Source organism: Mesorhizobium qingshengii (genome assembly GCF_900103325.1).
In the GTDB taxonomy this organism is placed as follows: Bacteria; Pseudomonadota; Alphaproteobacteria; order Rhizobiales; family Rhizobiaceae; genus Mesorhizobium; species Mesorhizobium qingshengii.
The window spans coordinates 354309-376729 of the sequence record NZ_FMXM01000004.1 but is presented as its reverse complement, the minus strand read 5'-3'; the positions used below and the strand labels follow the sequence as shown (position 1 = coordinate 376729).

At 64.9% G+C, this 22421-nt stretch carries 23 protein-coding genes; 8 read left to right on the top strand and 15 right to left on the bottom strand.

What is annotated here, in order from left to right:
• Positions 1 to 11: 11 nt before the first annotated feature.
• From BLS48_RS08580 to BLS48_RS08560, 5 genes are read right to left on the bottom strand one after another with little or no spacing between them, the layout of a single operon-like run.
• Positions 12 to 1316 carry an NAD(P)/FAD-dependent oxidoreductase gene (locus BLS48_RS08580; protein ID WP_091576734.1) on the bottom strand — a complete coding sequence of 435 codons (1305 nt, stop codon included), beginning with the start codon at positions 1314 to 1316 and terminating at the stop codon, positions 12 to 14.
• The gene (locus tag BLS48_RS08575; protein WP_167365006.1) at positions 1313 to 2296 is read right to left on the bottom strand and encodes a branched-chain amino acid ABC transporter permease; all 984 of its coding nucleotides are present in this window, start codon (positions 2294 to 2296) and stop codon (positions 1313 to 1315) included. Before BLS48_RS08575 ends, BLS48_RS08580 begins: the two co-directional genes overlap by 4 nt.
• Positions 2293 to 3201, bottom strand: a complete 909-nt coding sequence (locus BLS48_RS08570) for a branched-chain amino acid ABC transporter permease (RefSeq protein WP_091576730.1) — start codon at positions 3199 to 3201, stop codon at positions 2293 to 2295. Before BLS48_RS08570 ends, BLS48_RS08575 begins: the two co-directional genes overlap by 4 nt.
• Complete coding sequence (locus BLS48_RS08565) at positions 3198 to 3947, bottom strand: ABC transporter ATP-binding protein (RefSeq protein WP_091576728.1); 750 nt, start codon at positions 3945 to 3947, stop codon at positions 3198 to 3200. Before BLS48_RS08565 ends, BLS48_RS08570 begins: the two co-directional genes overlap by 4 nt.
• The gene (locus BLS48_RS08560; protein ID WP_091576726.1) at positions 3944 to 4744 is read right to left on the bottom strand and encodes an ABC transporter ATP-binding protein; all 801 of its coding nucleotides are present in this window, start codon (positions 4742 to 4744) and stop codon (positions 3944 to 3946) included. Before BLS48_RS08560 ends, BLS48_RS08565 begins: the two co-directional genes overlap by 4 nt.
• Positions 4745 to 4870: 126 nt before the next feature.
• On the opposite strand from BLS48_RS08560, the gene BLS48_RS08555 reads away from it, so the two are divergent.
• The 7 genes from BLS48_RS08555 (at position 4871) to BLS48_RS08525 (ending at position 10851) form a co-directional block, all read left to right on the top strand.
• Positions 4871 to 5605 carry a GntR family transcriptional regulator gene (locus BLS48_RS08555; protein ID WP_091576725.1) on the top strand — a complete coding sequence of 245 codons (735 nt, stop codon included), beginning with the start codon at positions 4871 to 4873 and terminating at the stop codon, positions 5603 to 5605.
• Positions 5602 to 6099, top strand: coding sequence for a DUF3830 family protein (locus BLS48_RS08550; RefSeq protein WP_091576723.1), 498 nt, complete (start codon positions 5602 to 5604; stop codon positions 6097 to 6099). Before BLS48_RS08555 ends, BLS48_RS08550 begins: the two co-directional genes overlap by 4 nt.
• Positions 6092 to 6445: a TIGR04076 family protein gene (locus BLS48_RS08545; protein ID WP_091576721.1), complete on the top strand. Its 354-nt coding sequence runs from the start codon at positions 6092 to 6094 to the stop codon at positions 6443 to 6445. Before BLS48_RS08550 ends, BLS48_RS08545 begins: the two co-directional genes overlap by 8 nt.
• Positions 6442 to 7497 carry an aldo/keto reductase gene (locus BLS48_RS08540; protein WP_091576720.1) on the top strand — a complete coding sequence of 352 codons (1056 nt, stop codon included), beginning with the start codon at positions 6442 to 6444 and terminating at the stop codon, positions 7495 to 7497. Before BLS48_RS08545 ends, BLS48_RS08540 begins: the two co-directional genes overlap by 4 nt.
• Positions 7494 to 7925 carry a DUF4440 domain-containing protein gene (locus tag BLS48_RS08535; RefSeq protein ID WP_167364995.1) on the top strand — a complete coding sequence of 144 codons (432 nt, stop codon included), beginning with the start codon at positions 7494 to 7496 and terminating at the stop codon, positions 7923 to 7925. The genes BLS48_RS08540 and BLS48_RS08535 overlap by 4 nt, the downstream gene beginning before the upstream one ends.
• A gap of 48 nt (positions 7926 to 7973) precedes the next feature.
• Positions 7974 to 9233 (top strand): ABC transporter substrate-binding protein, encoded by a 1260-nt coding sequence (locus tag BLS48_RS08530; protein ID WP_091576718.1) that lies wholly within the window; start codon positions 7974 to 7976, stop codon positions 9231 to 9233.
• Between the two features lie 214 nt (positions 9234 to 9447).
• The gene (locus tag BLS48_RS08525) at positions 9448 to 10851 is read left to right on the top strand and encodes an FAD-binding oxidoreductase (protein WP_091576716.1); all 1404 of its coding nucleotides are present in this window, start codon (positions 9448 to 9450) and stop codon (positions 10849 to 10851) included.
• 14 nt (positions 10852 to 10865) lie between these two features.
• On the opposite strand, the gene BLS48_RS08520 is transcribed toward BLS48_RS08525, so the two are convergent.
• The 8 genes from BLS48_RS08520 to BLS48_RS08485 all read right to left on the bottom strand — a co-directional run bounded on the left by BLS48_RS08520 (position 10866) and on the right by BLS48_RS08485 (position 19126).
• The gene (locus BLS48_RS08520) at positions 10866 to 11666 is read right to left on the bottom strand and encodes an ABC transporter permease (RefSeq protein WP_091576714.1); all 801 of its coding nucleotides are present in this window, start codon (positions 11664 to 11666) and stop codon (positions 10866 to 10868) included.
• Complete coding sequence (locus BLS48_RS08515; RefSeq protein ID WP_091576712.1) at positions 11663 to 12535, bottom strand: ABC transporter permease; 873 nt, start codon at positions 12533 to 12535, stop codon at positions 11663 to 11665. Before BLS48_RS08515 ends, BLS48_RS08520 begins: the two co-directional genes overlap by 4 nt.
• Positions 12532 to 13635, bottom strand: coding sequence for an ABC transporter ATP-binding protein (locus BLS48_RS08510; protein ID WP_091576710.1), 1104 nt, complete (start codon positions 13633 to 13635; stop codon positions 12532 to 12534). The genes BLS48_RS08515 and BLS48_RS08510 overlap by 4 nt, the downstream gene beginning before the upstream one ends.
• A gap of 76 nt (positions 13636 to 13711) precedes the next feature.
• A complete protein-coding gene (locus BLS48_RS08505) occupies positions 13712 to 14737 on the bottom strand; it encodes an ABC transporter substrate-binding protein (RefSeq protein WP_091576709.1) in 1026 nt (341 codons plus the stop codon).
• A gap of 52 nt (positions 14738 to 14789) precedes the next feature.
• Positions 14790 to 15788 carry an AraD1 family protein gene (gene araD1 / locus BLS48_RS08500; protein ID WP_091576707.1) on the bottom strand — a complete coding sequence of 333 codons (999 nt, stop codon included), beginning with the start codon at positions 15786 to 15788 and terminating at the stop codon, positions 14790 to 14792.
• 31 nt (positions 15789 to 15819) lie between these two features.
• Positions 15820 to 16599, bottom strand: a complete 780-nt coding sequence (locus BLS48_RS08495; RefSeq protein WP_091576706.1) for an SDR family NAD(P)-dependent oxidoreductase — start codon at positions 16597 to 16599, stop codon at positions 15820 to 15822.
• A gap of 11 nt (positions 16600 to 16610) precedes the next feature.
• On the bottom strand, positions 16611 to 18338 hold the full coding sequence (locus tag BLS48_RS08490) for an IlvD/Edd family dehydratase (RefSeq protein WP_091576704.1): 1728 nt from the start codon (positions 18336 to 18338) through the stop codon (positions 16611 to 16613).
• A complete protein-coding gene (locus tag BLS48_RS08485; protein ID WP_091576703.1) occupies positions 18335 to 19126 on the bottom strand; it encodes a FadR/GntR family transcriptional regulator in 792 nt (263 codons plus the stop codon). The genes BLS48_RS08490 and BLS48_RS08485 overlap by 4 nt, the downstream gene beginning before the upstream one ends.
• 60 nt (positions 19127 to 19186) lie before the next feature.
• On the opposite strand from BLS48_RS08485, the gene BLS48_RS08480 reads away from it, so the two are divergent.
• Positions 19187 to 20116, top strand: coding sequence for an aldose 1-epimerase (locus tag BLS48_RS08480; protein WP_091576917.1), 930 nt, complete (start codon positions 19187 to 19189; stop codon positions 20114 to 20116).
• A gap of 33 nt (positions 20117 to 20149) precedes the next feature.
• Here the strand turns inward: BLS48_RS08480 and BLS48_RS08475 are convergent, their stop codons facing one another.
• Positions 20150 to 21595, bottom strand: a complete 1446-nt coding sequence (locus BLS48_RS08475) for an aldehyde dehydrogenase (protein WP_091576701.1) — start codon at positions 21593 to 21595, stop codon at positions 20150 to 20152.
• 40 nt (positions 21596 to 21635) lie between these two features.
• The gene (locus BLS48_RS08470) at positions 21636 to 22421 is read right to left on the bottom strand and encodes a coniferyl-alcohol dehydrogenase (RefSeq protein WP_091576915.1); all 786 of its coding nucleotides are present in this window, start codon (positions 22419 to 22421) and stop codon (positions 21636 to 21638) included.

Below are 22421 nucleotides of genomic sequence, written 5' to 3'. Positions count from 1 at the left end.
GGCTAGGCACGCTATCCAGCCTCGTCCATTCGGTCGCGCAGCATGCTCCAGCCAAGCAGCATGTTGGGCGCGTGCCGCATCAGCGCATGGAACGGGATCGGCGCCGGCGGCCCGAAGGGCAGCGGCAGGTCGCGGGCGTCGGTTCCAGCGGCCCAGTCGGCCAGCACCTTGCCCATCGCCGTGGTCATGGCGATGCCGCGTCCATTGCAGGCGCGACCGGCGATCAGGCCCGGCCCGAGATCGAGGAGATGCGGCAGGAAATCCGGTTCGACCGCGGCCATTCCCGACCAGCTATAGGCAAGCGGCGGCAGGTCAGGCAGGTCGAGATGCCGGGCGAGCCGCCGCCAGATTGTCTGCGGCACGCGCGTATCGGCGCCGGCGCCAAGGATGTGCATGCCGCCGCTGATCAGCCGGTTTTCGGCGTCGAAGCGGAAGGTGAAGAGATTGCGCCTGGTGTCGCCGACGCCTTGCCCGCCGGGCAGCAAGCGGGTGCGTATCTCGCGCGGCAGCGGCGCGGTGGCGATCTGGAAGACTTTCAGCGGGAAGTAGGTTCGCTGCAGCAACGGATTGAGTGGCCCGCCATAGGCGTTGGTGGCGATCAGCACCTTGCCGGCACGCACCGAGCTTGCCGGCGTTTTCAGCACCCAGCCATCGGCCATGCGATCGACCGAGGTGACGCGTGTTTGTTCGAAGATGCGCGCGCCAGCCTTCTCGGACGCATCGGCCAGCCCGCGCGCGTATCCCACCGGATTGAGCACGCCGCCCGAACGATCCATCCAGCCACCGACATAGCCCTTGGCGCCCGTCAGGGCTTCGACCTCCTGCCGGTCCAATGCTGCGACCGGCCGGCCGCGTTGCGTCCATTGGTTGGCGCGTGATTTGACCTTCTCGAGCGCGGCGGGCGAATGCGCCGGCTGGATCCATCCGCTCTGCAGTGCGTCGCAGTCGATGCCGTGCCGCTTGATCAGGCCGAAGACCAGATCGGCGCTGCCTGCGGCGAAATCGATCAGGCGTTCGCCGCGCTCCGGTCCCAGATGTGCAAGGATGGTGTCAGGGTCCATCTTGGCGAAATTGGGCACGACGAAACCGGCATTCCTGCCGGTCGCGCCCCAGGCAATGAATTCGGCTTCGAGAATGGCGACGGAAAGTCCTTTCCCGGCGGCGTGCAACGCGGTTGAAAGACCGGAAAAACCGCCGCCGACAATGGCGAGGTCGACATCGAAGCCGCCTTGCAGCGCCGGCCGGTCGCGGTGGTTGCGGCTGACGGCATGCCAGAGCGAAGCGCCATGCGCCTCCGGCCGGGCTACTGCGTTCATGACCCGGAACTGCTCTTGGCCTCGGCGATCCTCGCCCGCTTGCCGAACCGTGGCCGCCGCGGCCTGTCGCCGAACAGACCGTTCGGCCGGATCAGCAGGATGACGCAGAGCATGACGCCGATGGCGACGATCTGCAGCGAGGCGGCGCGGGCCTGCTGCTCCGGTGGGAACAGCACGCTGGTCAGCGTGCCTGAGCCTGCCCATATCCCCCACACCAGGATGCTGCCGATGACGGCGCCGAGATTGCTGCCCGAGCCGCCGACGATCAGCATCACCCAAACCTGGAAGGTCAGGATCGGCAGGTAATTGTCCGGCGCGATGAAGCCGGTGAAATGCGCCTGCAGTGCGCCAGCCAGTGCCATGATGGCGCCACCAACGGCAAAGGCCTGCACGCGGTAGAAACGCGCGCTCTTGCCCAGCGAGATCGCCGCCCGTTCGTCCTCGCGTAGCGCCTTCAGCACACGTCCCCACGGGCTGCGCGACAGATGCTCCAAAGCGAGATAGGCGATGAGCGTGACCGCGCAGACCACGGCGAGGTTGGACAGGTTGAACAGCAGCGGCGTCTCGGCGAGGCTGCCGAACGGGCGTGGGATGAAGCCGATGCCGAATGGGCCGCCAGTCAATTTCTGCGCGTTGAGTGCCACCAGTTGCACGACGACGGCGACGCTGAAGGTGGTGATCGCCAGATAGTCGGATCGCAGACGCAGCGTGGCCATGCCGGTAAGCGCGGCAGCGATGCCGCCGACGACCATGGCACCGAGCCAGCCGACAAGGATCGGCAAGCCGAAGCCGCCGAGCCGCGCGGCGTCGTCCGGTGTCGTCAGCAGCGCCGAGGTGTAGGCACCGATGGCGACGAAGCCGGCGAGGCCTACATTGAACAGGCCGGTCAGGCCCCACTGCAGATTGAGCCCCAGCGTGACCAGCGAAAAGATCAGCGCGGTGGTCAGGAAGAAGGCGCCATAGCCGAGCAGATCCATCAGCGTTCCCTCACACCAAAAAGGCCGATCGGCCGCACGAACAGCACCGCCATCAGGATGATGAAGGAGACGGCGGCGCGCCATTCGGCGCCGATCAGTTGCACCGCGCCGGCTTCGGCGAGCCCGATGATCAGGCCGCCGAGAACGGCGCCGGGGATGCTGCCGATGCCACCGAGGATGGCTGCGGCGAACATCGGCAGCAGCATGTCGAAGCCCATGAAGGGGCGGATCTGCACCAGAATGCCGATCATCACGCCGGCCACGCAGGCCAGCGCCCCACCGATGATCCAGGTGACGCGCACCACGCTGGCGACGTCGATGCCGACGATGCGGGCAAGTGCCGCGTTCTGGCTCAAGGCCTGCATCGAGCGGCCGGTCTGCGTGCGTGTCATCAAGAGATGCACGCCGAGCACGAGCACGGCGGTCAGCAGCAAGAGCGCGATCTGGTCGGGCGTGATGCGGATGCCGAAGCCGACCGGCATGGCGATCTGGATCGCCCGGCTGAAATAGGTCGGGCGCGAGGAGAAGGTGAATTCGAGCAGGCTCCGGAGCGCCATCGAAGCGCCGAAGCTCGCCATCACCACGATGATGGCCTGGCCTTGTGAGCGCAGCCGCGCGAACAGCACTCTGTCCAGCAGCAGCGCCAGGAGTGCGGTGAATGCCATCCCGACGACCAGAGCGACAAGGAGCGGCCAGCCGAAGGACAGTGGCGCGATCGGCGCCACCTTGCCGAATGTCGCGCCGATGGCGCTGACGACGGCCAGCGTCGCATAGGTGCCCCAGGCCATGAAGTCGCCATGGGCGAAGTTCGAGAAGCGCAGGATCGAATAGGTGAGCGTCACGCCGATGGCGCCCAAGCCGATCATCGAGCCGGTCAGCAACCCGTCGACGACAAATTGCAGGCTCATGCCGCGCCTCCTTTCTCGGCGTGCAGCGGGCGCTGGCCGAGGTAGAGTTCGGCGACGACGGGATCGTTCCACAGTTCGGAGGCAATGCCTTCGTGCCGGTCCTTGCCTTCGACCAGCACATAGGCGCGGTCGCCGATGGCAAGTGCTGCCTTGGCGTTCTGTTCGACCAGCAGGATGGTGACGCCGGACTTGCGGATGCCGGCCAGCATCTCGAACACCATCGACACGAATTTCGGCGACAGTCCGGCCGACGGTTCGTCGAGCACCAGCACCTTGGGGTGGACGATCAGCGCCCGTGCGACGGCCAGCATCTGCCGCTGCCCGCCCGACAGGTTGCCGGCGGCGGTGCGGCGCTGGCGGACGAGGTCGGGGAAGGCCGCATACATTTCCTCGAGGCGGGCAGGGATTTCGCGCCGCTCGAGGATGCCGCAGGCGACCCTGAGATTGTCCTCGACCGACATCAGCGGAAAGATATTTTCGGTCTGCGGCACGAAGGCGAGGCCAAGCCGCACCATGGTGTGGGCCGGTGCGGCGGTGATGTCCCTGCCATCCAGAAACACCGTGCCGCCGGTGATCGGGACGAGGCCGGCAATCGCCTTGATGAAGCTCGACTTGCCGGCGCCGTTGGGGCCAAGGACAACGACGATCTCGCCCTTGTTGACTGTGATCGACGCGCCGCGCACGATCGGCACGCCGGGTTCGTAACCGGCTTCGAGGTCGCGGACATCGAGAACGGTCTCGCTCATGCGGTGCCTCCGAGATAGGCCTCGATGACGCGTGGGTCGCGCGCGACCTCTTCCGCCGTGCCTTCGCTGAGCAACTGGCCGCTCGCCATGACGAGGACGCGATGGCAGAGCCGCGTCACCATGTCGATGTTGTGCTCGATCAGCAGGAAGGTGATGCCGCGCGCGTTGATGTCGCGGATGCGGTCGATGATGACTTCGAGCAGGCTCGCGTTGACGCCGGCCGCCGGTTCGTCGAGCAGGATGATCGCCGGGTCGGCCATCATCACGCGGGCGAGTTCGAGCAGCTTGCGCTGGCCGCCAGAAAGCACGCGCGCCGGTTCATGCGCGAGGTGGGTGAGGGTGACGAGTTCCAGCAGTTCGAGCGCTTTTGCCCTGGCCGCTCTTTCCTGCGCCGCCACCCGCCACGGCGTGACGAAGTTGGCGAGCAATTTTTCGCCGGCCTGGCCCTGTGCCGCCAGCATGATGTTTTCGATCAGCGTCAGGTTGGGCTGCGGACGAGGGATCTGGAAAGTGCGGCCGAGACCACGACCGATGCGCAGATGCGCGGCTTCCCCCGAGACGCGCGCATCGTTGAGGAAGATCTCGCCGCTGCTTGGCAAGATGCTGCCGGCGAGCAGGTCGAACATCGTCGTCTTGCCGGCGCCGTTGGGTCCGATGAGGCCAAGGATTTCTCCCGCCCTGAGATCAAACGAGACATCGTTGACGGCGACGAGACCGCCGAAACGCCTGACGACATTCCTTGCCGCCAGAACCGGGGCGCGGTTTCCCTCCCTTTGCCGTTTGGCTGCCTCGCTCATCAAACCCTCTGGCCGAAGACGATCATCGCCGCCTCCTGATTTTTGATTTGTGATCACACTTGCTTTGATCACGCTATTCGGCTTTAATTTCGTCCGCAAGCCGAAAACGGCCAACAACGGAATTCCATGCAAAAGGCTGCCATCGAAAAGAACAACGAGGTGATCGCTGCCCAGCTTGCGCCGGTCGGCCGCGAGACCGTGCAGGATCGCGTCTATTCCGAACTGCGCCGCGCCTTGATCGGCGGCCTGTTCGAGCCAAGCCAGGTGCTGACCATCCGTGGTCTCGCCGATGCGCTCGTCACCTCGACCATGCCGGTGCGCGAGGCGCTGGGCCGGCTGATCACCGAAAAGGCGCTGGAGGCGCTGCCCAACCGTTCGGTGCGCGTGCCGCCGATCACGCTGGAACGGCTCGACGATCTCTTGCGGGCCCGCATCCTGATCGAGGGCGAGGCCATCGCGCTTGCCGCCGCCCGCATGGGTCCGCGCCAGATCGCGACCATCGAGACCATTCTGGGCGAATGGGACGAGATGCGGGCGCTGAAACACAAAAAGGATGTCGACCGCGAAGTGACGCTCAACCAGAGCTTTCACTTCGAGATCTACCGGTCCTGCGGTTCGGCCGTGCTGATCCCGATGATCGAGAGTCTGTGGCTGCAGTCGGGACCTTGCATTCGCGTCGCCATCTATGCCTTCTCGGAAGCCGGCGAGGTCGACACCGCCCAGTATCACCGGCGCATCGTGACGGCGCTGTCCACGCAGGATGCGCAGGCAGCGCGTGAGGCGCTGGTCGCCGATATCAGCCGGCCCTTCACCTTCCTGCGCAGCAAATTGCAAGCCGCCGCCGCGAAAGACCAGAAATGACCAGGCCCGCCATCAGGATCACAGAACCGCGCTCGAAGCTTGCCGTCACGGCGCTGCTGCTGCCGGAGAAGGCGCCGGAAAACGCCGCCTTTCTCAAGGCGTATCTCGGCACGCCGCGCGTCGTCCCGGGCATCCATGCGATGTGGACGGGGCCGGAAATCTCCTGCCCGGTTCCATCAGCCGATCTTGAGGGGCAGGCCTATGCCAGGCCCTTGCCGGCGGAGAATGCGACGCTGACGCCGCAGCCCGGTGACATCGTATTGTCCTATGTGCCGCCGCGCATGTGGGGCGGCAACCCCAATGCGATCTTCGACATCGGCCTGTTCTACGGGCAGGGCTCGCGGCTTCTGTTCCCGATCGGCTGGCTCGCCGGCAGCGTGGTGGCGCAGGTGCGCGCCGAAGACCGCGATCAGTTCGCTGCCGCCTGCGGTGTGATCCGGCGCAACGGCGCCTGCGACATCACCTTCAGCCTGGTGGAGGCCTCAAATGGCTGACGACAGTTTCGAGCTCTTCGACCTTCGCGTCGAGGCGGTCATCCCCGAGGGCAAGCCGATCTATTGCGGGGCCAGGGCCGGCGACTATTTCGAGCTCAAGGGCGAGATGCTGTCGATGCCGGCTGGGCAAGGCTTCTCGATCTACTCGCTCGCCGCCGTGTTGCCGCTGCTGGCGGCCAAGCAGCGCCCGACCGACAGGAATGACTGGATGACCTCGGACGCCGAGATCGCTTGTCCCGATCCCAATTGCGCCAGCCGGCTGAGGATCGTCAGGACCGGCAAGCGGCGGTTCAGCCATGCCGAAACCACGGCCGTGCCGCTGCCGAAGGAGAATGACCAGAGATGACCGCCAAGACCTTCGAACTCGGCCCCGGCTATACGATCTCGCGCGTCATTCGCGGTGGCTGGCAACTGGCCGGCGGCCACGGCGCTATCGATCGCAGCCAAGCGGTCACCGACCTGATCGCCACATTCGATGCCGGCATCTGGACCTATGATTGCGCCGACATCTACACCGGCGTCGAGGAACTCATCGGTGCCGCGCGCCTGCGGCTGGCCAGCGAGCGCGGCCTCGACGCCGCCGCCAGGATGAAGGTGCACACCAAGCTGGTGCCTGACCTTGAAAGGCTTGCTAGCATCAGCCGCGACTATATCAGGGGCATCGTCGACCAGTCGCTGCGGCGGCTGAAGACCGAACGGCTCGATCTCGTGCAGTTCCACTGGTGGGACTATGATCAGCCTCGCTATGTCGAGGCGATGGGCTGGCTCAACGAACTTCGGCTCGAGGGCAAGGTGCGCAATCTCGGCACCACCAATTTCGACACGCCGCGGCTGGCCGAAATCCTCGCTGCCGGCATTCCGCTGGTCAGCCAGCAGCTGCAATATTCGGTGCTCGACCAGCGGCCAGCGAACAGCCTGGCGGGCATGGCCGCGAAAAATAGCGTCAGCTTCCTCTGCTATGGTTCCGTCGCCGGCGGCTTCCTCAGCGACAAGTGGCTTGGCGTGGCCGAGCCCGCCACGCCGCTCGAAAACCGCTCGCTGGTGAAATACAAGCTGATCATCGATGACTTCGGTGGCTGGGATCTGTTCCAGCAGCTGCTTCGGGCGCTGAAGACCGTCGGCGATCGCCACGGCGTCGACATCGCCACCATCGCCAGCGCCTGGGTGCTCGAACAGCCGCAAGTGGCGGCCGTCATCGTCGGTGCCCGCAACCAGGCGCATGCGCTGGCCAATGCCAAAATCATGGACGTTGCGCTCGATGCCGAGGACATGGCGGGGATCGCCGCCGTGATCGCGCAAAGCCAAGGCCCCCTGGGCGACGTCTATACGCTGGAGCGCGACCGCCACGGCCGCCACGGTTCGATCATGCACTACAATCTGAACGCGGGCCGGACATGATCGCCATGAACGAGACACTGTTTTCCAGGGCCAGCGCCGAGGTCATCGACCTGCATCGCTTCTTCGTCGACTGGTTCGTCGCGGCGCGCGCCGACAAGACAGATTTCAGCCGTTTCGAGCGTGCCATGGGCGACGACTTCGGCATGGTCGCGCCGGACGGCAAGGTCCTCGATCGCGACGCGGTCGTCGATCATGTCCGCTCAAGCCGCGCCACTTGCGACGACGGCTTCACCATTTCGATCGAGGATATCCGGCCCGGCTGGCAGGACGCCGACACGGTCGTCGTCTTCTACGTCGAGGCGCAGCTGCGCGCAGGCAAGCGCAGCCGTCGCCAGTCCAGCGCCGTCTTCACCACCAGTTCATCGGCGCCCAACGGCGTCCAATGGCGGCATCTGCATGAAACCTGGCTGCAGGTGCCGGAAAGCTGAACAGGCTCCAGAGATTAAATACAGTCGAGTAACGAAAGGGGAACAACAATGACAAAGACCATACTCACTCTCACCACCGCGCTCGCGCTCGTGACGATGGCCGGCGCGGCGCAGGCCGCCGATTGCAAGATCACCGTCGGCCTTGTCATGGAACTGACCGGCCCGGCCGGCGAGTACGGCCAGGCCGGCGCCAAGTCGGTCGAAATGGCCTTCCGTGACATCAACGCCGCCGGAGGCGTGCGCGGCTGCGATCTGGCCACCGACACGCGGGACAGCCAGAGCCAGGGCAACATCGCCGTCGATGCCGCGACCCAGCTGGTTCAGGTCAAGAAAGTGCCTGTCATCATCGGTGGCATCATCTCTTCGGTGTCGATCCCGATCCTGACCTCGGTGACCGCGCCGGCCAAGATCGTCCAGGTGTCGCCGGCCTCGTCCTCGCCGACGCTGACGGCGCTCGGCCGCGACGGCAAGACCAACGGCATCTTCTTCCGCACCATTACGTCGGACGCGCTGCAGGGCGTCGCCGCCGCCAAATATGCCATCGACAAGGGCTTCAAGAAGCTGTCGATCATCCACGTCAACAACGACTTCGGCGTCAACATGGTGGCCGAATTCTCTCGCGCCTACAAAGCGCTCGGCGGCACCATCGTCTCCGACACGCCCTACAACGAAAAGCAGTCGAGCTATGCCTCGGAAGTCACGGCGGCGATGGCCGGCGAGCCGGACGGGCTCTATCTCGTCAGCACGCCGGTCGACGGTGCAACCGTTGCCCGCACCTGGATTTCGCAAGGCGGCGTGCAGAAATTCTTGCTCAATGACGGCATGAACAGCCCGGACTTCATCGAATCGGTCGGCGCCGACTATCTGAAGGATGCCTATGGCACGTCGTCGGGTACCAGCCCGACCGCATCGACCGACTACTTCATGAAGAACTACAAGGAATTTTCCGGCATCGAGCCGTCCAATCCAGCCGCCGACCGTTCCTATGACGCCGGCGCCATCGTCGGCCTCGCCATCGCCATCGCCGGCTCCGAGGATCCGGCCAAGATCAAGGACGCGATGTACAAGGCGGTCGACCCGGCCGGCACGCCTATCTTTGCCGGCAAGGACGAATTCGCCAAGGCGCTTGGCCTGATCAAGGACGGCAAGCCGATCCGCTATGAAGGCGTCATCGGCCCGGTCGCATTCGACAAGTATGGCGACATCACCGGCCCGTTCCGGCTGTGGAAGATCGTCGACGGCAAGGTGACGACCGACGGCGAAATGACCACCGACGACGTCAACGCGCTGCAGGCTAAGCTTCAGTAGGCTGACACAGCGCTGCCGGCATCAACCGCGTCTTGTCGCGACTGATGCCGGCATCGTTCAAGGCAGGCCGATATCGCTTGCACAGCAGGCGATCTCGAATAGGATCGGCCGGCTGCAATTGAAGGATGGCGAGCGTGTTGGACAACAATACTCATCGGGCCATCCGGTCGTCGGATACGGACGACGCGCTTCGCCGCACAAGCGCCTGAGCCCGATGTCGCCTGAAACGCAACGGCTTCTTTCCGCTCTTGGCGATAGGCTGGGCGCGGGCGGCGTCCTCGTCGGCTCCGATGTGGACCAGCGCTATCGTGACGATCCCGACGGGAAGCTTGGGGTGCTACCCGAAGTGGTACTGCGTCCGCGCGATGCCATTGGTGTCGCGGCAGCACTGGCTGGGTGCAACGCTCTCGGCCAGCCGGTCGTCGTCCAGGGCGGACGCACCGGGCTGGCCGGTGGCGCACGCGTCCAGCCGGGTGAGATCGTGCTGTCGCTGGAGCGCATGGCCGGCCTTGCCGCTCCGGATCGCCAGGCTGCCAGCATCGTCGCGGAAGCGGGCGCGACGCTGCAGACGGTGCAGGAGGCGGCCGACGACGCCGGTTTGATGTTCGGCGTCGATATTGGTGCCCGTGGCTCGGCAACGGTTGGCGGCAATGTCGCCACCAATGCCGGCGGCATTCGCGTGCTGCGCTACGGCATGTACCGCGCGCAGGTGCTTGGGTTGGAGGCGGTGCTTGCCGATGGCAGCGTGCTGACCTCGCTCAAGGGCCTGCCCAAGGACAATTCCGGATACGACCTCAGCCAGCTCTTCATCGGCACCGAAGGAACCCTCGGCGTCGTCACACGCGCCGCACTCAGGCTGCATCCCAAGCCGGCCTCCGAAGTGAACGCCTTCTGCGCGCTCTCTTCGCTCGATGCGGCGATCGCCCTGCTTGGGCTGCTCCGGCAAAAGCTCGGCCCGCTACTGTCCGCCTACGAGGTCAACTTCGCACCGCTCTATGACGTCATGGTCGCCAGCATGGCCATGCCGGCGCCGCTGCCGGCGGGCTCGCCCGTCTATGTGCTGGCCGAGATCCAAGGCAGCGAGCCGGAACGCGACGGCGAGCGCTTCGCCGAGGTGTTGATGCAGGCGGTCGAGGATGGCGTGATCGACGATGTGGTCGTCTCGCAGTCGCCGCGCGAATTCCGGGCACTCTGGGATGTGCGCGAGGATGCCAATCGCGTTCTGTTTTCGACAAAAGACCTGGTCGGGGTCGATATCAGCATCCCGCTGGCGCGCATGGACGCCTTCCTGCGGGAAACGGACGCTGCCATCCATGCCGTCGACCCTGGCGCCGACATCTATGTCTTCGGCCATCTCGGCGACGGCAATCTGCACTATCAGGTCCGCACGGTGGATCCGGCGGCGGCATATGACATCATCTATCGCGGCGTGGCGGCGGCCGGAGGCGGCGTTTCGGCCGAACATGGCATCGGCCTCGACAAGAAGAAGTGGCTGCATCTGGTCCGCAGCGACGCCGAGATCGCCACGATGCGGCGGCTGAAGACGGCACTCGACCCGAAGAACATCCTCAATCCCGGGCGGGTCTTCGACCTCGAGCCATCTGCCTTGTCTCGATGACAGTGCCCGGTAACTCAGGTCCGTTCCGTCGCGACTTGCCTGGGAATGAGAAAACGGGCGGCAAGCACGCAGAGCAGCACGGTGAACATCAGGATCAGCGCCACCAGCGCATTGATGTCGGGTGAGAAGCCAAGCCGCATCATCGCCCACAGCCTGACCGGCAACGTGCTTTGCGTGCCTGTGACCAGGATGGTGATCATCGTTTCGTCGAACGACAGGGCAAAAGCCAGGATAGCCCCGCCGACCATCGCGCTCGACAGGTTTGGCAGGATGATGCGCCAGAACGTCTGCCAGCCGGTGGCGCCAAGATCGTAGGACGCTTCGACCAGAGTGCGGCTCATCGATTGCAACCGCGTCAGCACCGTGCGGTAGACGATCGCCAGCACGAAGACCGTGTGTCCGATGATGACAGTCAGCAGCGAGCGTTCGAGGTGGATCTCGCGAAAGAAGATCAGCAGCGCAAGGCCGCTGATGATCGGCGGCATCAGGAACGGCAGGAAGATGATGAACTGCAGTACAGAACGCCCGGAACGGCGTCCGTGATAGTAGAGCGCCAGCAGCGTTCCGCTGACCACCGACAGGATGACGGTGCAGACACCGACGATCAGCGTCGTGCGCAAGGCGGCCAGGATGTCATGGTTCTCCGCCAGCGCCACATAGGTCGAGAGGGTCGGTGACGACCAGTCGACATCACCATGTGAAATCGTGAAGAACGAAGACACGATCGGCACGAACAGCGGGCTGTAGAGCAGCACCGCAACCAGCGTCGTGATCGCTGCCAGAAGGACGGTGGACAGCCGGGGCAGGGCGCTCATATCGACGTCCCCCGGTTGCGCCCGAAGCGCTCGCCAATGAGAATGGCAGCGATCACCACGACCGCCAGCGCCACCGACAGCGCCGCGCCGAACGGCCAGTTATAGGCCGTGCCGAACTGGCTGTAGAGGATGCGACCGAAAGTGAAGCCGCTGATCCCGCCGACCATTTGCGGCGTCAGGAAATCGCCGATCGCCAGCACGAAGACGAAGCTCGCCGCCGAGGCGACGCCGGGCAGGCTGAGCGGCAAGGTGATGCGCAGGAATGTCTGCAATCCGCTCGCCCCCAGATCGTCGGAGGCGCGCAGCAGCACCTGCGGGATGCGCTCCAGCGACAGGAAGATCGGCAGGATGGCGAAGGGGATCAGCAACAACGTCAGCGTCAGCAGGATGGCATTCATGTTGAACACGAAAAGCGTCGACGGCTGCTGCAGGATGCCGACCGCCACCAGCGCCTTGTTGAGGAAGCCGTTGAGGCCAAGGATGCTGCGGATCGCGTAGATCTTGATGACGTAGCTCATCAGCAACGGCACCAGCAGCAGCATCAGCAAGGCGTAACGCCAGCGCCCCTCCAGCGTCGTCAGGAAATAGGCGGCGGGATAGGCGAGCAGGATGCAGATGATGGCCACCGATATACACAGCACGATGGTGTTCCAGAACACCGGGAGAAAGATCGGATCGGTGAAGAAGCGGACATAGTTGCCGAGCGACAGCCCGTAAACGATCGTGCCCTGGTCGACGCTGAAGAAACTGTAGCCGAGGAAGATCGCCAGCGGCACCAGGACGAAGAGCACCGGCAAGGCGAAGGCCAGCACCGTCACCAACAGCGACAGCCGTCTTTCCGCGGGCTGCATCGAACCTGCTTCGCTCATGCCAGCACCAGATGGCCTTCATGCGGCGCAAACGAAAGCGATACCGTCTCGCCGGATTTCAGCGCGCTGCCGTCGACCCGGCTTGGCACGCGCAGCCGCAGGCGTTGCGCGGCGCTATCGACGCCAGCCGCGATGGTGGCGACGGTCGATGAGCCGGCAAAAGCCAGATCGGCGATCGTACCGGAAAAGCGGTTGTCGGTGTCCTGTGTATCGGCCAGGTGCAGGGCCTCGGGGCGGAACGCCGCGTAGGCGCTGGCGCCATCCGGTGCGGCTTTCAAATGCGGCTGGCCACTGATCGAGCAGATGAGGCGCCCGAGCGCCGTCTCGATCGATCGCAGCTCGCCCTGGACCATCCCGAGTTGTCCGGCCACCAGATTGTTCTCGCCGAAGAAGCGCGCGACGAATTCGCAATTCGGCTTGTAGTAGAGATCGTGCGGCGTGCCGAGCTGGCGGATATGGCCGGCTTCCATCACGCAGATCCGATCGGCCATGCCGATGGCTTCTTCCTGGTCATGGGTGACGAACAGGAAGGTGGTCTTGATTTCGCGCTGGATGGATTTCAGGAACTCCTGCATCTGCCGGCGCAACTCGAGGTCGAGCGCCGCCAGCGGCTCGTCGAGCAGGATCAGGCGCGGCTGGCAGATCAGCGCACGGGCCAGCGCGACGCGCTGGCGTTGGCCGCCGGAGAGCTGTGCTGGAAAGCGATCGGCAAAACGCCCAAGCTGGACCAGTTCCAGCGCCTCCGCGACGCGGCGCACGATCTCCTTGCGCGGCACGTGGCGGACCGAAAGCCCATAGCCGACATTGCCGGAAACGGTGAGGTGCGGGAACAGCGCATAGTCCTGAAACACGGTGTTGAACGGCCGCCTATTGATCGGCATGTGGCCGATGTCCTGGCCGTCCAGTCGGATCTCGCCCGAGGTCAGCGGCTCCAGCCCGCCGATCAGCCGCAGCACCGTGGTCTTGCCGGAGCCGGAGGGCCCGAGAACGGTCAGGAACTCACCGTCGCGGATCGACAGGTCGATGTCGTGCAGCACGGGAACCGTGCCGTAGGATTTCGAGACGGACCGCAGCGTCAGCAGGTCGGTGTTCTGGTTCATAAGATATTCTCGCATACGCTGCGGCGGTCCGGAATGTCCGGACCGCCGGGTCCTTCGAAGTCAGGGTGCGGAAAGATCAGGGCGTGGCCTTGACCTCGTTCCACATGTCCGAACGCTTGAGCGGGTCTTCGACATTGTTGAGCCAGACCAGCTTGTCGTTGCCGCCGGCGCTGCCGGTCTCGGTCACCGTGTTGCCGAAGCCGGTACGCTCGGAAAGCTCGCCGCTGACCTTTTTGCTCAGCATGAAGTCGATCCACTTCTCGGCGGCCGCATTGTCGCGAACGCCCTTGGAAATAACCCAGTTGTCGAGCCAGGCAAGCGCGCCCTCGCTCGGATTGACGTAGGCGACATGGGCGCCGATCTTCTGCAGCGCCTTGACCTGCTGCTGGCCGTAATTGGCCCAGATCAGGGCAACGTCATTGTTCTGGTAGATCTGCTGCGCCTCGTCGGCGGTGGTGTAGAAGCTCAGCACGTTGCGCTTGAGTTCGACCAGCTTGGCCTTGACCGCCGCCATCTGCTCTTCGTTGAGATTGAACGGATCCTTGTAGCCGAGCGTCAGCGCGGTGAACGAGAAATTGTGCTCGCCATTGTCATAGGCCAGCACCTTGCCCTTGTAGGCCGGATCCCACAGGACCGACATCGACGTCGGCGCCGGCTTGACCTTGTCGGTGTCGTAGATCAGGCCGATGGAGTCGAAGCAGAACGGAATGCCGTAGACCTTGCCGTCCTTGGTGTCGCCGCTGACCTGAGACAGATCGCGGAAGCGCGGCAGCACTTCCTTCTGGTTGGCCAGCTTGGTGATGTCGATCGGCGACACCAGATCGGCCTTGATGTAGCGCTGCAACTGGGCGGTGTTGACGGCGAAGACGTCGAAGTCCTGCCCTTCGCTGCCCTTGATCTTGGCCCAGATCTCGTCGTCGCTGCCGATGAAGACGACATCGACGCCGATGCCGGTTGCCGCCGTGAAATCCTTCACCCAGTCCGGGTCGGCATAGCCGTCCCAGGCCAGAACCCTGAGGTTCGCGGCCAGGGCCGCCGATGTCATCAGGCCGATACCGAGGCCGATTGTCGCCATTCTTAGAAACAGTCTTTTCAGTCCCATTTTCAATCTCCCATTGTCGTTCTGGTGGACCGCTATTTCCGGACCCTCGCCGTCACAGCTGCGTGACAGCGACCAGTCCCTCGTCCGGCACCGAAACCATCCGGTTGCGCAGTGGCTTGCCGAATGTCTGTGCCTGGATTTCATACTCGTCGCCGGAGGCCGTCTTGATGCCGGAGGCGTAGCTCATCACCGCCGCACCGAAGAAATAGGCATGCAGGTCGCCCGCCCTGCGGTGCATCGGGTAGCGGAAATGGAAGTGTTCGAGATTGGCGATCGAGTGCGACATGTGCGCCTCGCCCGACAGGAACTCCTGCTCCCAGATGACGGCGCCGTCGCGCAGGATGCGGGAATGGCCGCGCACTTCGTCGGGGAGGTCGCCGATCAGCAGCTCCGGGCCGATCGAGCAGGAACGGAGCTTGGAATGGGCGAGATAGAGGTAGTTCTCGGCCTCCGTCACATGGTCGGAATATTCGTTGCCGAGCGCATAGCCGATGCGGTATGGGCGGCCGTCCGGCCCGTTGAGATAGAGGCCGACGATCTCGGCCTCTTCGGCGCCGGCGCGCGCGAAGGCCGGCATCGGCAGGGGCGCGCCGGGCGGAACGACACAGGTGCCGACGCCCTTGAAGAACCATTCGGGTTGGATTCCGATCTGCCCGGCGGCGGGCTTGCCGCCCTCCAGGCCCATGCGGAAGATCTTCAGCGAATCCGACTCCTCGGCGTCCTCGCCATGGGTCAGCACATGCATCTTGTCGCGTGCCGCGGCACTTCCGGTATGGGTCAGGCCGGTGCCGGTGACCAGGAAGCGCGCCGGTTCGGGATGGTCGACCGGGGCCAACACGCGGCCATCGCGCAACAGCTCGTCATAGTCGATCGCTGCAGCGCCCGTCCGTTTCTCGACCAGCGAGGCGATGGACGCACCCCCGGCGATTGCAGCCTCTGCCAGTTCCAGCACGCTGCTGGTCTCTTCGAGCGGGCGCAGGTGGTTGCCGTCATCGGAGACACGGCCGACCCGCCTGCTGCCATCTGGCATTCTGTACTGAACAAGACGCATGAAATACCCTTTTTCCTTGAGACCGTGCGGGTCACACCCAGCCCGCATCGACGATGAACTGCTGGCTTGTGCACATGCGGCTGTCGTCGGCGGCGAGGAACAGCGCCATGCGCGCGATATCGGAGGGCTGCAGCCGGTCGGGCAGGCATTGCCTCTCCTCGATCTGGCGCTCACCGGCAGGGTTTAGCCACAGCCGCATCTGGCGCTCGGTCATCACCCAGCCCGGCACCATGCAGTTGACGCGAATGCGCTCGGGGCCGAGCTCGCGCGCCAGCGCCCGCGTCATGCCGTAAACGGCGGCTTTCGCGGTGACGTAGGCTGGGCAATCGGGATCGCCGACCATCCAGGTGATGGAGCCGAAATTGATGATCGAGCCGCCGCCCAGCGTGCTCATCTGCGGTCGCACCGCCTGCGCCGCGAAGAACTGGTGGCGCAGATTGACCGCCATGCGGTCGTCCCAGTAGGCGACCGTCACGTCCTTGGTCTGATGGCGGTCGTCATTGCCGGCATTGTTGCACAGGGCCTGGATCGGACCGTTGTGCCGCATTGCTTGCGCCGTGGCTGCCTGCAACTCTTCGACATTGCGCAGGTCGCAGGGAATGAACAGCGGTGCGGCATGCCCCTCGGCCGCGATCGCATCGACCAGGCGCCGTGAAGGCTCCTCCGCCAGGTCGACGAAGGCGACGCGGCTGCCTTGCGCGCAGAAATGCCGCACCAGGCTTTCGCCGATGCCGCTGCCGCCGCCGGTTATGAAGACGCTGCGGCCCTTGAGGCTTGGGTAGGTCGCGTAGCTGCCGATTTCATTCGTCATCACGCGCCTCTCTAGTGGGAATGCCGGGGGATGCCGGCATCGCGCCGGCCGACGAGAAAGTCGAAATCGCAGCCCTTGTCGGCCTGCAGCACGCGCTCGACATAGAGGCTCTGGTACCCGCCTTCGGGGGGCGTCGGCGGCTGCCAGTCGCGCCGGCGGATCGCCAGCTCCTCGTCCGACACCAAAAGCTCCAGGCGGCGGCCGGCGACATCGAGCTCGATGAGATCGCCGTCGCGCACCAGGGCCAGCGCGCCACCGGCTGCGGCCTCCGGCGCCACGTGCAGCACGACGGTGCCGTAGGCGGTGCCGCTCATGCGCGCGTCCGAGATGCGCACCATGTCCGAGACGCCTTGCTTGAGCAGCTTCGCCGGCAGCGGCATGTTGCCGACCTCGGCCATCCCTGGGTAACCGCGCGGTCCGCAGTTCTTGAGCACCATCACCGAGGAGGCGTCGATATCCAGTTCCGGATCGTCGATGCGGGCGTAGTAGTGCTCGATGTTCTCGAACACCACCGCCTTGCCACGATGCTGCATCAGCTCGGGCGTCGCAGCCGACGGTTTGATGACCGCCCCGTCGGGCGCCAGGTTGCCGCGCAGGATCGAGATGCCGCCTTCCTTGGTCAGCGGATGGCTCAGCGGCCGGATGACCTCGCTGTTGTAGTTGGGCGCGCCGTCGATCAATTCACCGATTGTCTTGTCGCTGACGGTCATGACGTCGCGATGAAGAAGCCCCACTTCATCAAGCGACGCCATGACCGCAGCTAGCCCCCCGGCATAGTAGAAATCTTCCATCAGGAACCGGCCCGACGGCATCAGGTCGACAATGGTTGGAACGTCGCGGCCAAGGCGGTCCCAGTCCTCGAGGCTGAGATCGACACCGAGCCGGTTGGCGATGGCGATGAGATGCAGCACCGCATTGGTCGAGCCGCCGATCGCGCCGTTGACACGAATGGCATTCTCGAACGCTTGCCTGGTGAGGATCCGCGCTATCGTCACGTCCCTGTGGACCAGCTCGACGATCTGGCGTCCGGCCATCTGGGCAAGCACGCTACGGCGCGAATCCACCGCCGGGATCGCGGCATTGTCCGGCATGCCGATGCCGAGCGCCTCCACCATGCTGGCCATGGTCGAGGCTGTGCCCATTGTCATGCAGCTGCCCGCCGATCGGCTCTGGCCCTGCTCGGCCGCAAGGAAATCGGCGATCGGCATGCGGCCGGCCTTCACCTCCTCGGCGAATTTCCAGACATGCGTGCCCGAACCGATATCCTTGCCACGGAACTTGCCGTTGAGCATCGGCCCACCCGACACGGCGATGGTCGGCAGATTGCACGACGCAGCACCCATCAGCAGTGCCGGCGTGGTCTTGTCGCAGCCGACCAGCAGGATGACACCGTCGATAGGATTGCCGCGGATGGACTCCTCGACATCCATGCTGACCAGGTTGCGAAACAGCATGGCGGTGGGGCGCATATTGCTCTCGCCCAGCGACATCACCGGAAACTCCAGCGGCAGGCCGCCGGCTTCATAGACGCCACGCTTGACGTGATCGGCCAGCGCGCGCAGATGCGCATTGCACGGGGTCAGTTCCGACCAGGTGTTGCAGATACCGATCACCGGGCGGCCATCGAAGGCGTCGGCGGGGATGCCCTGGTTCTTCATCCAGCTGCGGTGCATGAAGGCATTCTTGCCTTCACCGCCGAACCACGCCTGGGAACGCAGCTTGCGTTTCTTGTCCGTCACGATGTCTGTTCCCGATCCTGGCGACGCTTGTTTCGGTTCTCGACGCTGCGGCGCACGTCTTCCTCGGCATTGTCGATGAGCACGAGCAGTGCCTTTTGCGCGCCGGCTGCGTCGCCGGATGCGATCTTTTCGGCCACTTCCCGATGCAGCGGCAAGGAGTGGCGCTGCCCTTCCGGATTGTCGTTGGAGAGGCGAAAGCTCATCACCAATGCGGTTTCGACCAGCGCCGCCAGCGAGCCGATCAGCTCGTTGCCGGTCATGCGCAGGATGGTCTGGTGGAACAGCAGGTCGGGCTTGGCGAAGCGGTCGCCGTCGTCGCCGACCGCTTCCATTTCAGCCAGCGCGGCATTGATCTCGGCAATCTGCGCCGGTGTGGCGCGCTGCGCGGCAAGTGCTGCCGACATCGGCTCGATGGCCCGCCGCAGCTCGAACAGCGCCCTGACATCGTCGGCGCTGACACCCGTCGCGTAGCGCCACGACAGGACATCCGGGTCGAGGAAATTCCAGTCGGAGCGAGGACGCACCCGTGTGCCGGTCTTCGGCCGCGACTCGACCAGCCCCTTGCCCGCCAGCACCTTGATCGCCTCGCGCAACACGGTGCGGCTGACCCCCAGCATCTCACTGGAATCGTCGGCATTGGGCAGTGCTTCGCCGGGCAGGAAATCACCTTGCACGATGCGCAGACCGATCTGCTCGACCACCGTCGCGTGCAGCGCGGTGGAGCCGCTGGAAACCGCGACGGCGACGCGCGAAGTGCGTGCCGTACTGAAAGATTTCTTATTCTTCATACTATTCATATGATATGTCTTAAAGGCATTGCGATCGGAGTCAAGGATGGGGGAATGCTGATGACAAAGAATTCCGCTGCCGTTGCCGAGCAGCATCCAGAGCTGATCTCGATCAGCGACGGCATCGCGACTGTCGAAGTTGCTCCGGCTGCCGGCGGCGCCGTGGCGTCGTATCGCTGGTGGCAGAACGGGTCTGCCGTCGATTGGCTACGCCCGGCCGATCAGGCGGCGATCGGCCGCCGCGATGCCGGCGCGATGGCCTGCTTCCCGCTCGTCCCCTATTCCAATCGCATAAGGGGTGGCCGCTTCGAATTCGCGGGCCGCACCGTCGAGTTGCCCAGCCGGCCGGAGGACCCGCACCATGAGCATGGCCATGGCTGGCGCAGGCCATGGACAGTCATGCGGTGCGAAGCCGGCACCATCGTCCTGCACTATCACCACATCGCCGATTCCTGGCCGTGGAGCTATGAGGCCCGGCAAGTGATCTCGCTGATCGATGGCAGGCTGGTGATTGCCATTTCGGTGCGCAACCTGTCGGACACGCCGATGCCTGCCGGCTTCGGGCTCCACCCCTTTTTCCCGTCGACGCCGTGGACGCATGTCCAGGCGCGGGTGTCCGGCATGTGGGAGACCGACGCGGAGGTCTTGCCAACCCGCCACGTGCCACCGCCGGCGGGAGCCGATCCGACCACCGGCTTCGACGTCTCAGAGGTGGATTTCGACACGGTCTTCACCGGATGGACGGGCCGCGCCCTGATCAGTTGGCCTGAGCATGGACGGCAGCTGGACATCGAGGCCGAGGCGCCGCTCGATTTCCTCGTCCTCTACACGCCGCCTGGCGAGCCGTTCTTTTGTGCCGAGCCGGTCAGCAACATCACCGATGCGTTCAACCGCGCGGATGACCCTGGCATCAACACCGGCGGCATTGTGCTCGCGCCTGGGCAGATGCGATCCGCAGGCGTTCGCTTCACGCCTTCACAGGCGATCTGATCGCCCGTGGCGAACTGCCCCATGCCAGGCCGGTCAGAACGGGTAGTGCTGGCCCGGATCCTCGATCGTCACCCAGCGCAGGTCGGTGAATTCGGCGATCGACGCCTTGCCGCCGAAGCGGCCATAGCCCGAACCCTTGACGCCACCGAACGGCATCTGTGCCTCGTCGCCGACGGTCGGGCCGTTGATGTGGCAGATGCCGGCCTCGATGCGCGCGGCGACCGCCATGGCGCGCTTGATGTCGCGGCTGAACACGGCTGACGACAGGCCGTATTCGGTGTCGTTGGCGACCCGAACGGCTTCATCCTCGCCCTTCACCCGGATCACCGGCTTGACCGGTCCGAAGGACTCTTCGGCGTAGACGCGCATCGCCGGCGTCACGTGGTCGAGCAATGTCGCTTCGACGACGGTGCCGCTGCGCTTGCCGCCCGCGACGAGCTTCGCGCCCTTGCTGACGGCATCAGTGATGAGTTCCTCCATCTTGTCGGCGGCCTGGCTGCTGATCAGCGAGCCCAGCACGACATGGCCGCGCGGGTCGCCTGCCGGCAGTTTTGATGCGCGCGCAGCCAGCTTGGAAACGAATTCGTCGGCGATCTTTTCATCGACGATCAGGCGCTCGGTCGACATGCAGATCTGGCCTTGATGCATGAAGGCGCCGAAGGTCGCGGCATTCACCGCCGCATCGATGTCGGCATCATCCAGCACCAGCAATGGCGCCTTGCCGCCGAGTTCGAGCAGCGCCGGCTTCAGGTGCCGTCCGGCGAGTTCGGCGATGATCCTGCCGACCTTGGTCGAGCCGGTGAAGTTGACGCGCTTGACCGAGGGATGCGCGACCAGCGCCTCGACGATGCCGGCGGCGTCCTTCGGATCGTTGGTGACGACATTGATGACGCCCTTGGGCAGGCCGGCCTCGACCAGCACCTGGCCGATCAGCCGGTGCGTGCCGGGACACATCTCGGATGCTTTGAGCACGACGGTGTTGCCGCAGGCGATCGGCATCGCCACGGCGCGGGTGCCGAGAATGACGGGTGCGTTCCATGGCGCGATGCCGAGGCACACGCCGGCCGGCTGGCGGATCGCCATGGCGAGCGTTCCCGGCTTGTCGGAGGGAATGATCTCGCCCGAGATCTGCGTCGTCATCGCCGCCGCCTCGCGCAGCATGTTGGCCGCCAGCATGACGTTGAAGCCGGCCCAGGGGCCGGTAGCCCCGGTTTCTTCCATCATCAGCCTGGTGAACTCGCCGACCTTCGAGGCCATCACGTCTGCGGCCTTGGACAGCAAGGCGCGGCGCTCGCCAGGCCCGGTCTTTGACCATGCCGGAAAGGCCGCCGCCGCGGCGTCGACCGCGGCGTTGGCGTCGGCGATGCTGGCCGCGGCGGCGCGTGTCGCCAGCCTGCCGGTGAACGGGTCCAAGCGTTCGTAGGAGGCCGAGCCGGACGCATCCCTTTTATCGCCGTCGATCAGAAGTCCGATATCCATGACTGTCTCCATTGCTCTCGCGAGCGTCTTCATTCGTGTTCTAGAAACCAAGCACTTCGGCGTTGATCGAGGCCTCGAGGCCGCCATCGACCGGCACGTTTGCGCCATTGACCCAGCGCGCGCCGTCCGAGCACAGGAATAGCACCACCGGCGCGACGTCGCCCGATGTGCCGGCGCGCCCGACCCTGGCAATGTCGCTGTCGACGCGCGCGTCGCCGAGCACGCTGCGGAACTGTTTCAGGATCGGCGTTTCGACCGGCCCCGGGCTCACCGCATTGACGCGGATGCCACGGTTCTTGAACAGGTCCTGATGCGCGGCACGGAAAGTCCAAAGCAGCAGCAGTTCCTTCGAGACCGGATAGCCTTCCTCGTTCTTGACCGCGTGGTCGGCGATCACCTTGGCGATATCAGGGAAACCCTCGATGCCGGCCATGGAAGCGGCACGATTGAGATTGGCGCGCCAGCCATAGCCGGCGATCGAGGCGACGTTGACGATGGCGCCGCCTTCGCGAAGCTTTGGCGCCAGGCCTTCCGATAGCGCCCGCAGCCCGAAGAAGTTGACGGCCAGCGTCGACGCCGCTCCGGTGTTGCCGGAGAGGCCGGCGACGTTGCAGAGCGCGTCGATGCGTTGCGGCAGGCTTGCGACGAGATCGTCGACGCCGGCCTTCGACGAGATGTCGGCCTTGACGAAGCTGCCAACCGGTCCGGCCGGCTCACGGATATCGACACCGATCACGTCGGCGCCGAGCTGGCCGGCGAGTTCCGCCGTGCGGGCGCCGATGCCGGAGGCGACACCGGTGATGAGGATCGTCTTGCCGAAAAGCAT

Bases quoted from the DNA above. Each gene is read 5' to 3' on its own strand.
- BLS48_RS08580 (WP_091576734.1), bottom strand. From the start codon at position 1,316: ATGAACGCAGTAGCCCGGCCGGAGGCGCATGGCGCTTCGCTCTGGCAT.
- BLS48_RS08570 (WP_091576730.1), bottom strand. From the start codon at position 3,201: ATGAGCCTGCAATTTGTCGTCGACGGGTTGCTGACCGGCTCGATGATC.
- BLS48_RS08565 (WP_091576728.1), bottom strand. From the start codon at position 3,947: ATGAGCGAGACCGTTCTCGATGTCCGCGACCTCGAAGCCGGTTACGAA.
- BLS48_RS08560 (WP_091576726.1), bottom strand. From the start codon at position 4,744: ATGAGCGAGGCAGCCAAACGGCAAAGGGAGGGAAACCGCGCCCCGGTT.
- BLS48_RS08555 (WP_091576725.1), top strand. From the start codon at position 4,871: ATGCAAAAGGCTGCCATCGAAAAGAACAACGAGGTGATCGCTGCCCAG.
- BLS48_RS08550 (WP_091576723.1), top strand. From the start codon at position 5,602: ATGACCAGGCCCGCCATCAGGATCACAGAACCGCGCTCGAAGCTTGCC.
- BLS48_RS08545 (WP_091576721.1), top strand. From the start codon at position 6,092: ATGGCTGACGACAGTTTCGAGCTCTTCGACCTTCGCGTCGAGGCGGTC.
- BLS48_RS08540 (WP_091576720.1), top strand. From the start codon at position 6,442: ATGACCGCCAAGACCTTCGAACTCGGCCCCGGCTATACGATCTCGCGC.
- BLS48_RS08535 (WP_167364995.1), top strand. From the start codon at position 7,494: ATGATCGCCATGAACGAGACACTGTTTTCCAGGGCCAGCGCCGAGGTC.
- BLS48_RS08530 (WP_091576718.1), top strand. From the start codon at position 7,974: ATGACAAAGACCATACTCACTCTCACCACCGCGCTCGCGCTCGTGACG.
- BLS48_RS08525 (WP_091576716.1), top strand. From the start codon at position 9,448: ATGTCGCCTGAAACGCAACGGCTTCTTTCCGCTCTTGGCGATAGGCTG.
- BLS48_RS08520 (WP_091576714.1), bottom strand. From the start codon at position 11,666: ATGAGCGCCCTGCCCCGGCTGTCCACCGTCCTTCTGGCAGCGATCACG.
- BLS48_RS08515 (WP_091576712.1), bottom strand. From the start codon at position 12,535: ATGAGCGAAGCAGGTTCGATGCAGCCCGCGGAAAGACGGCTGTCGCTG.
- BLS48_RS08510 (WP_091576710.1), bottom strand. From the start codon at position 13,635: ATGAACCAGAACACCGACCTGCTGACGCTGCGGTCCGTCTCGAAATCC.
- BLS48_RS08505 (WP_091576709.1), bottom strand. From the start codon at position 14,737: ATGGGACTGAAAAGACTGTTTCTAAGAATGGCGACAATCGGCCTCGGT.
- araD1 (WP_091576707.1), bottom strand. From the start codon at position 15,788: ATGCGTCTTGTTCAGTACAGAATGCCAGATGGCAGCAGGCGGGTCGGC.
- BLS48_RS08495 (WP_091576706.1), bottom strand. From the start codon at position 16,599: ATGACGAATGAAATCGGCAGCTACGCGACCTACCCAAGCCTCAAGGGC.
- BLS48_RS08485 (WP_091576703.1), bottom strand. From the start codon at position 19,126: ATGAAGAATAAGAAATCTTTCAGTACGGCACGCACTTCGCGCGTCGCC.
- BLS48_RS08480 (WP_091576917.1), top strand. From the start codon at position 19,187: ATGACAAAGAATTCCGCTGCCGTTGCCGAGCAGCATCCAGAGCTGATC.
- BLS48_RS08475 (WP_091576701.1), bottom strand. From the start codon at position 21,595: ATGGATATCGGACTTCTGATCGACGGCGATAAAAGGGATGCGTCCGGC.
- BLS48_RS08470 (WP_091576915.1), bottom strand. From the start codon at position 22,421: ATGCTTTTCGGCAAGACGATCCTCATCACCGGTGTCGCCTCCGGCATC.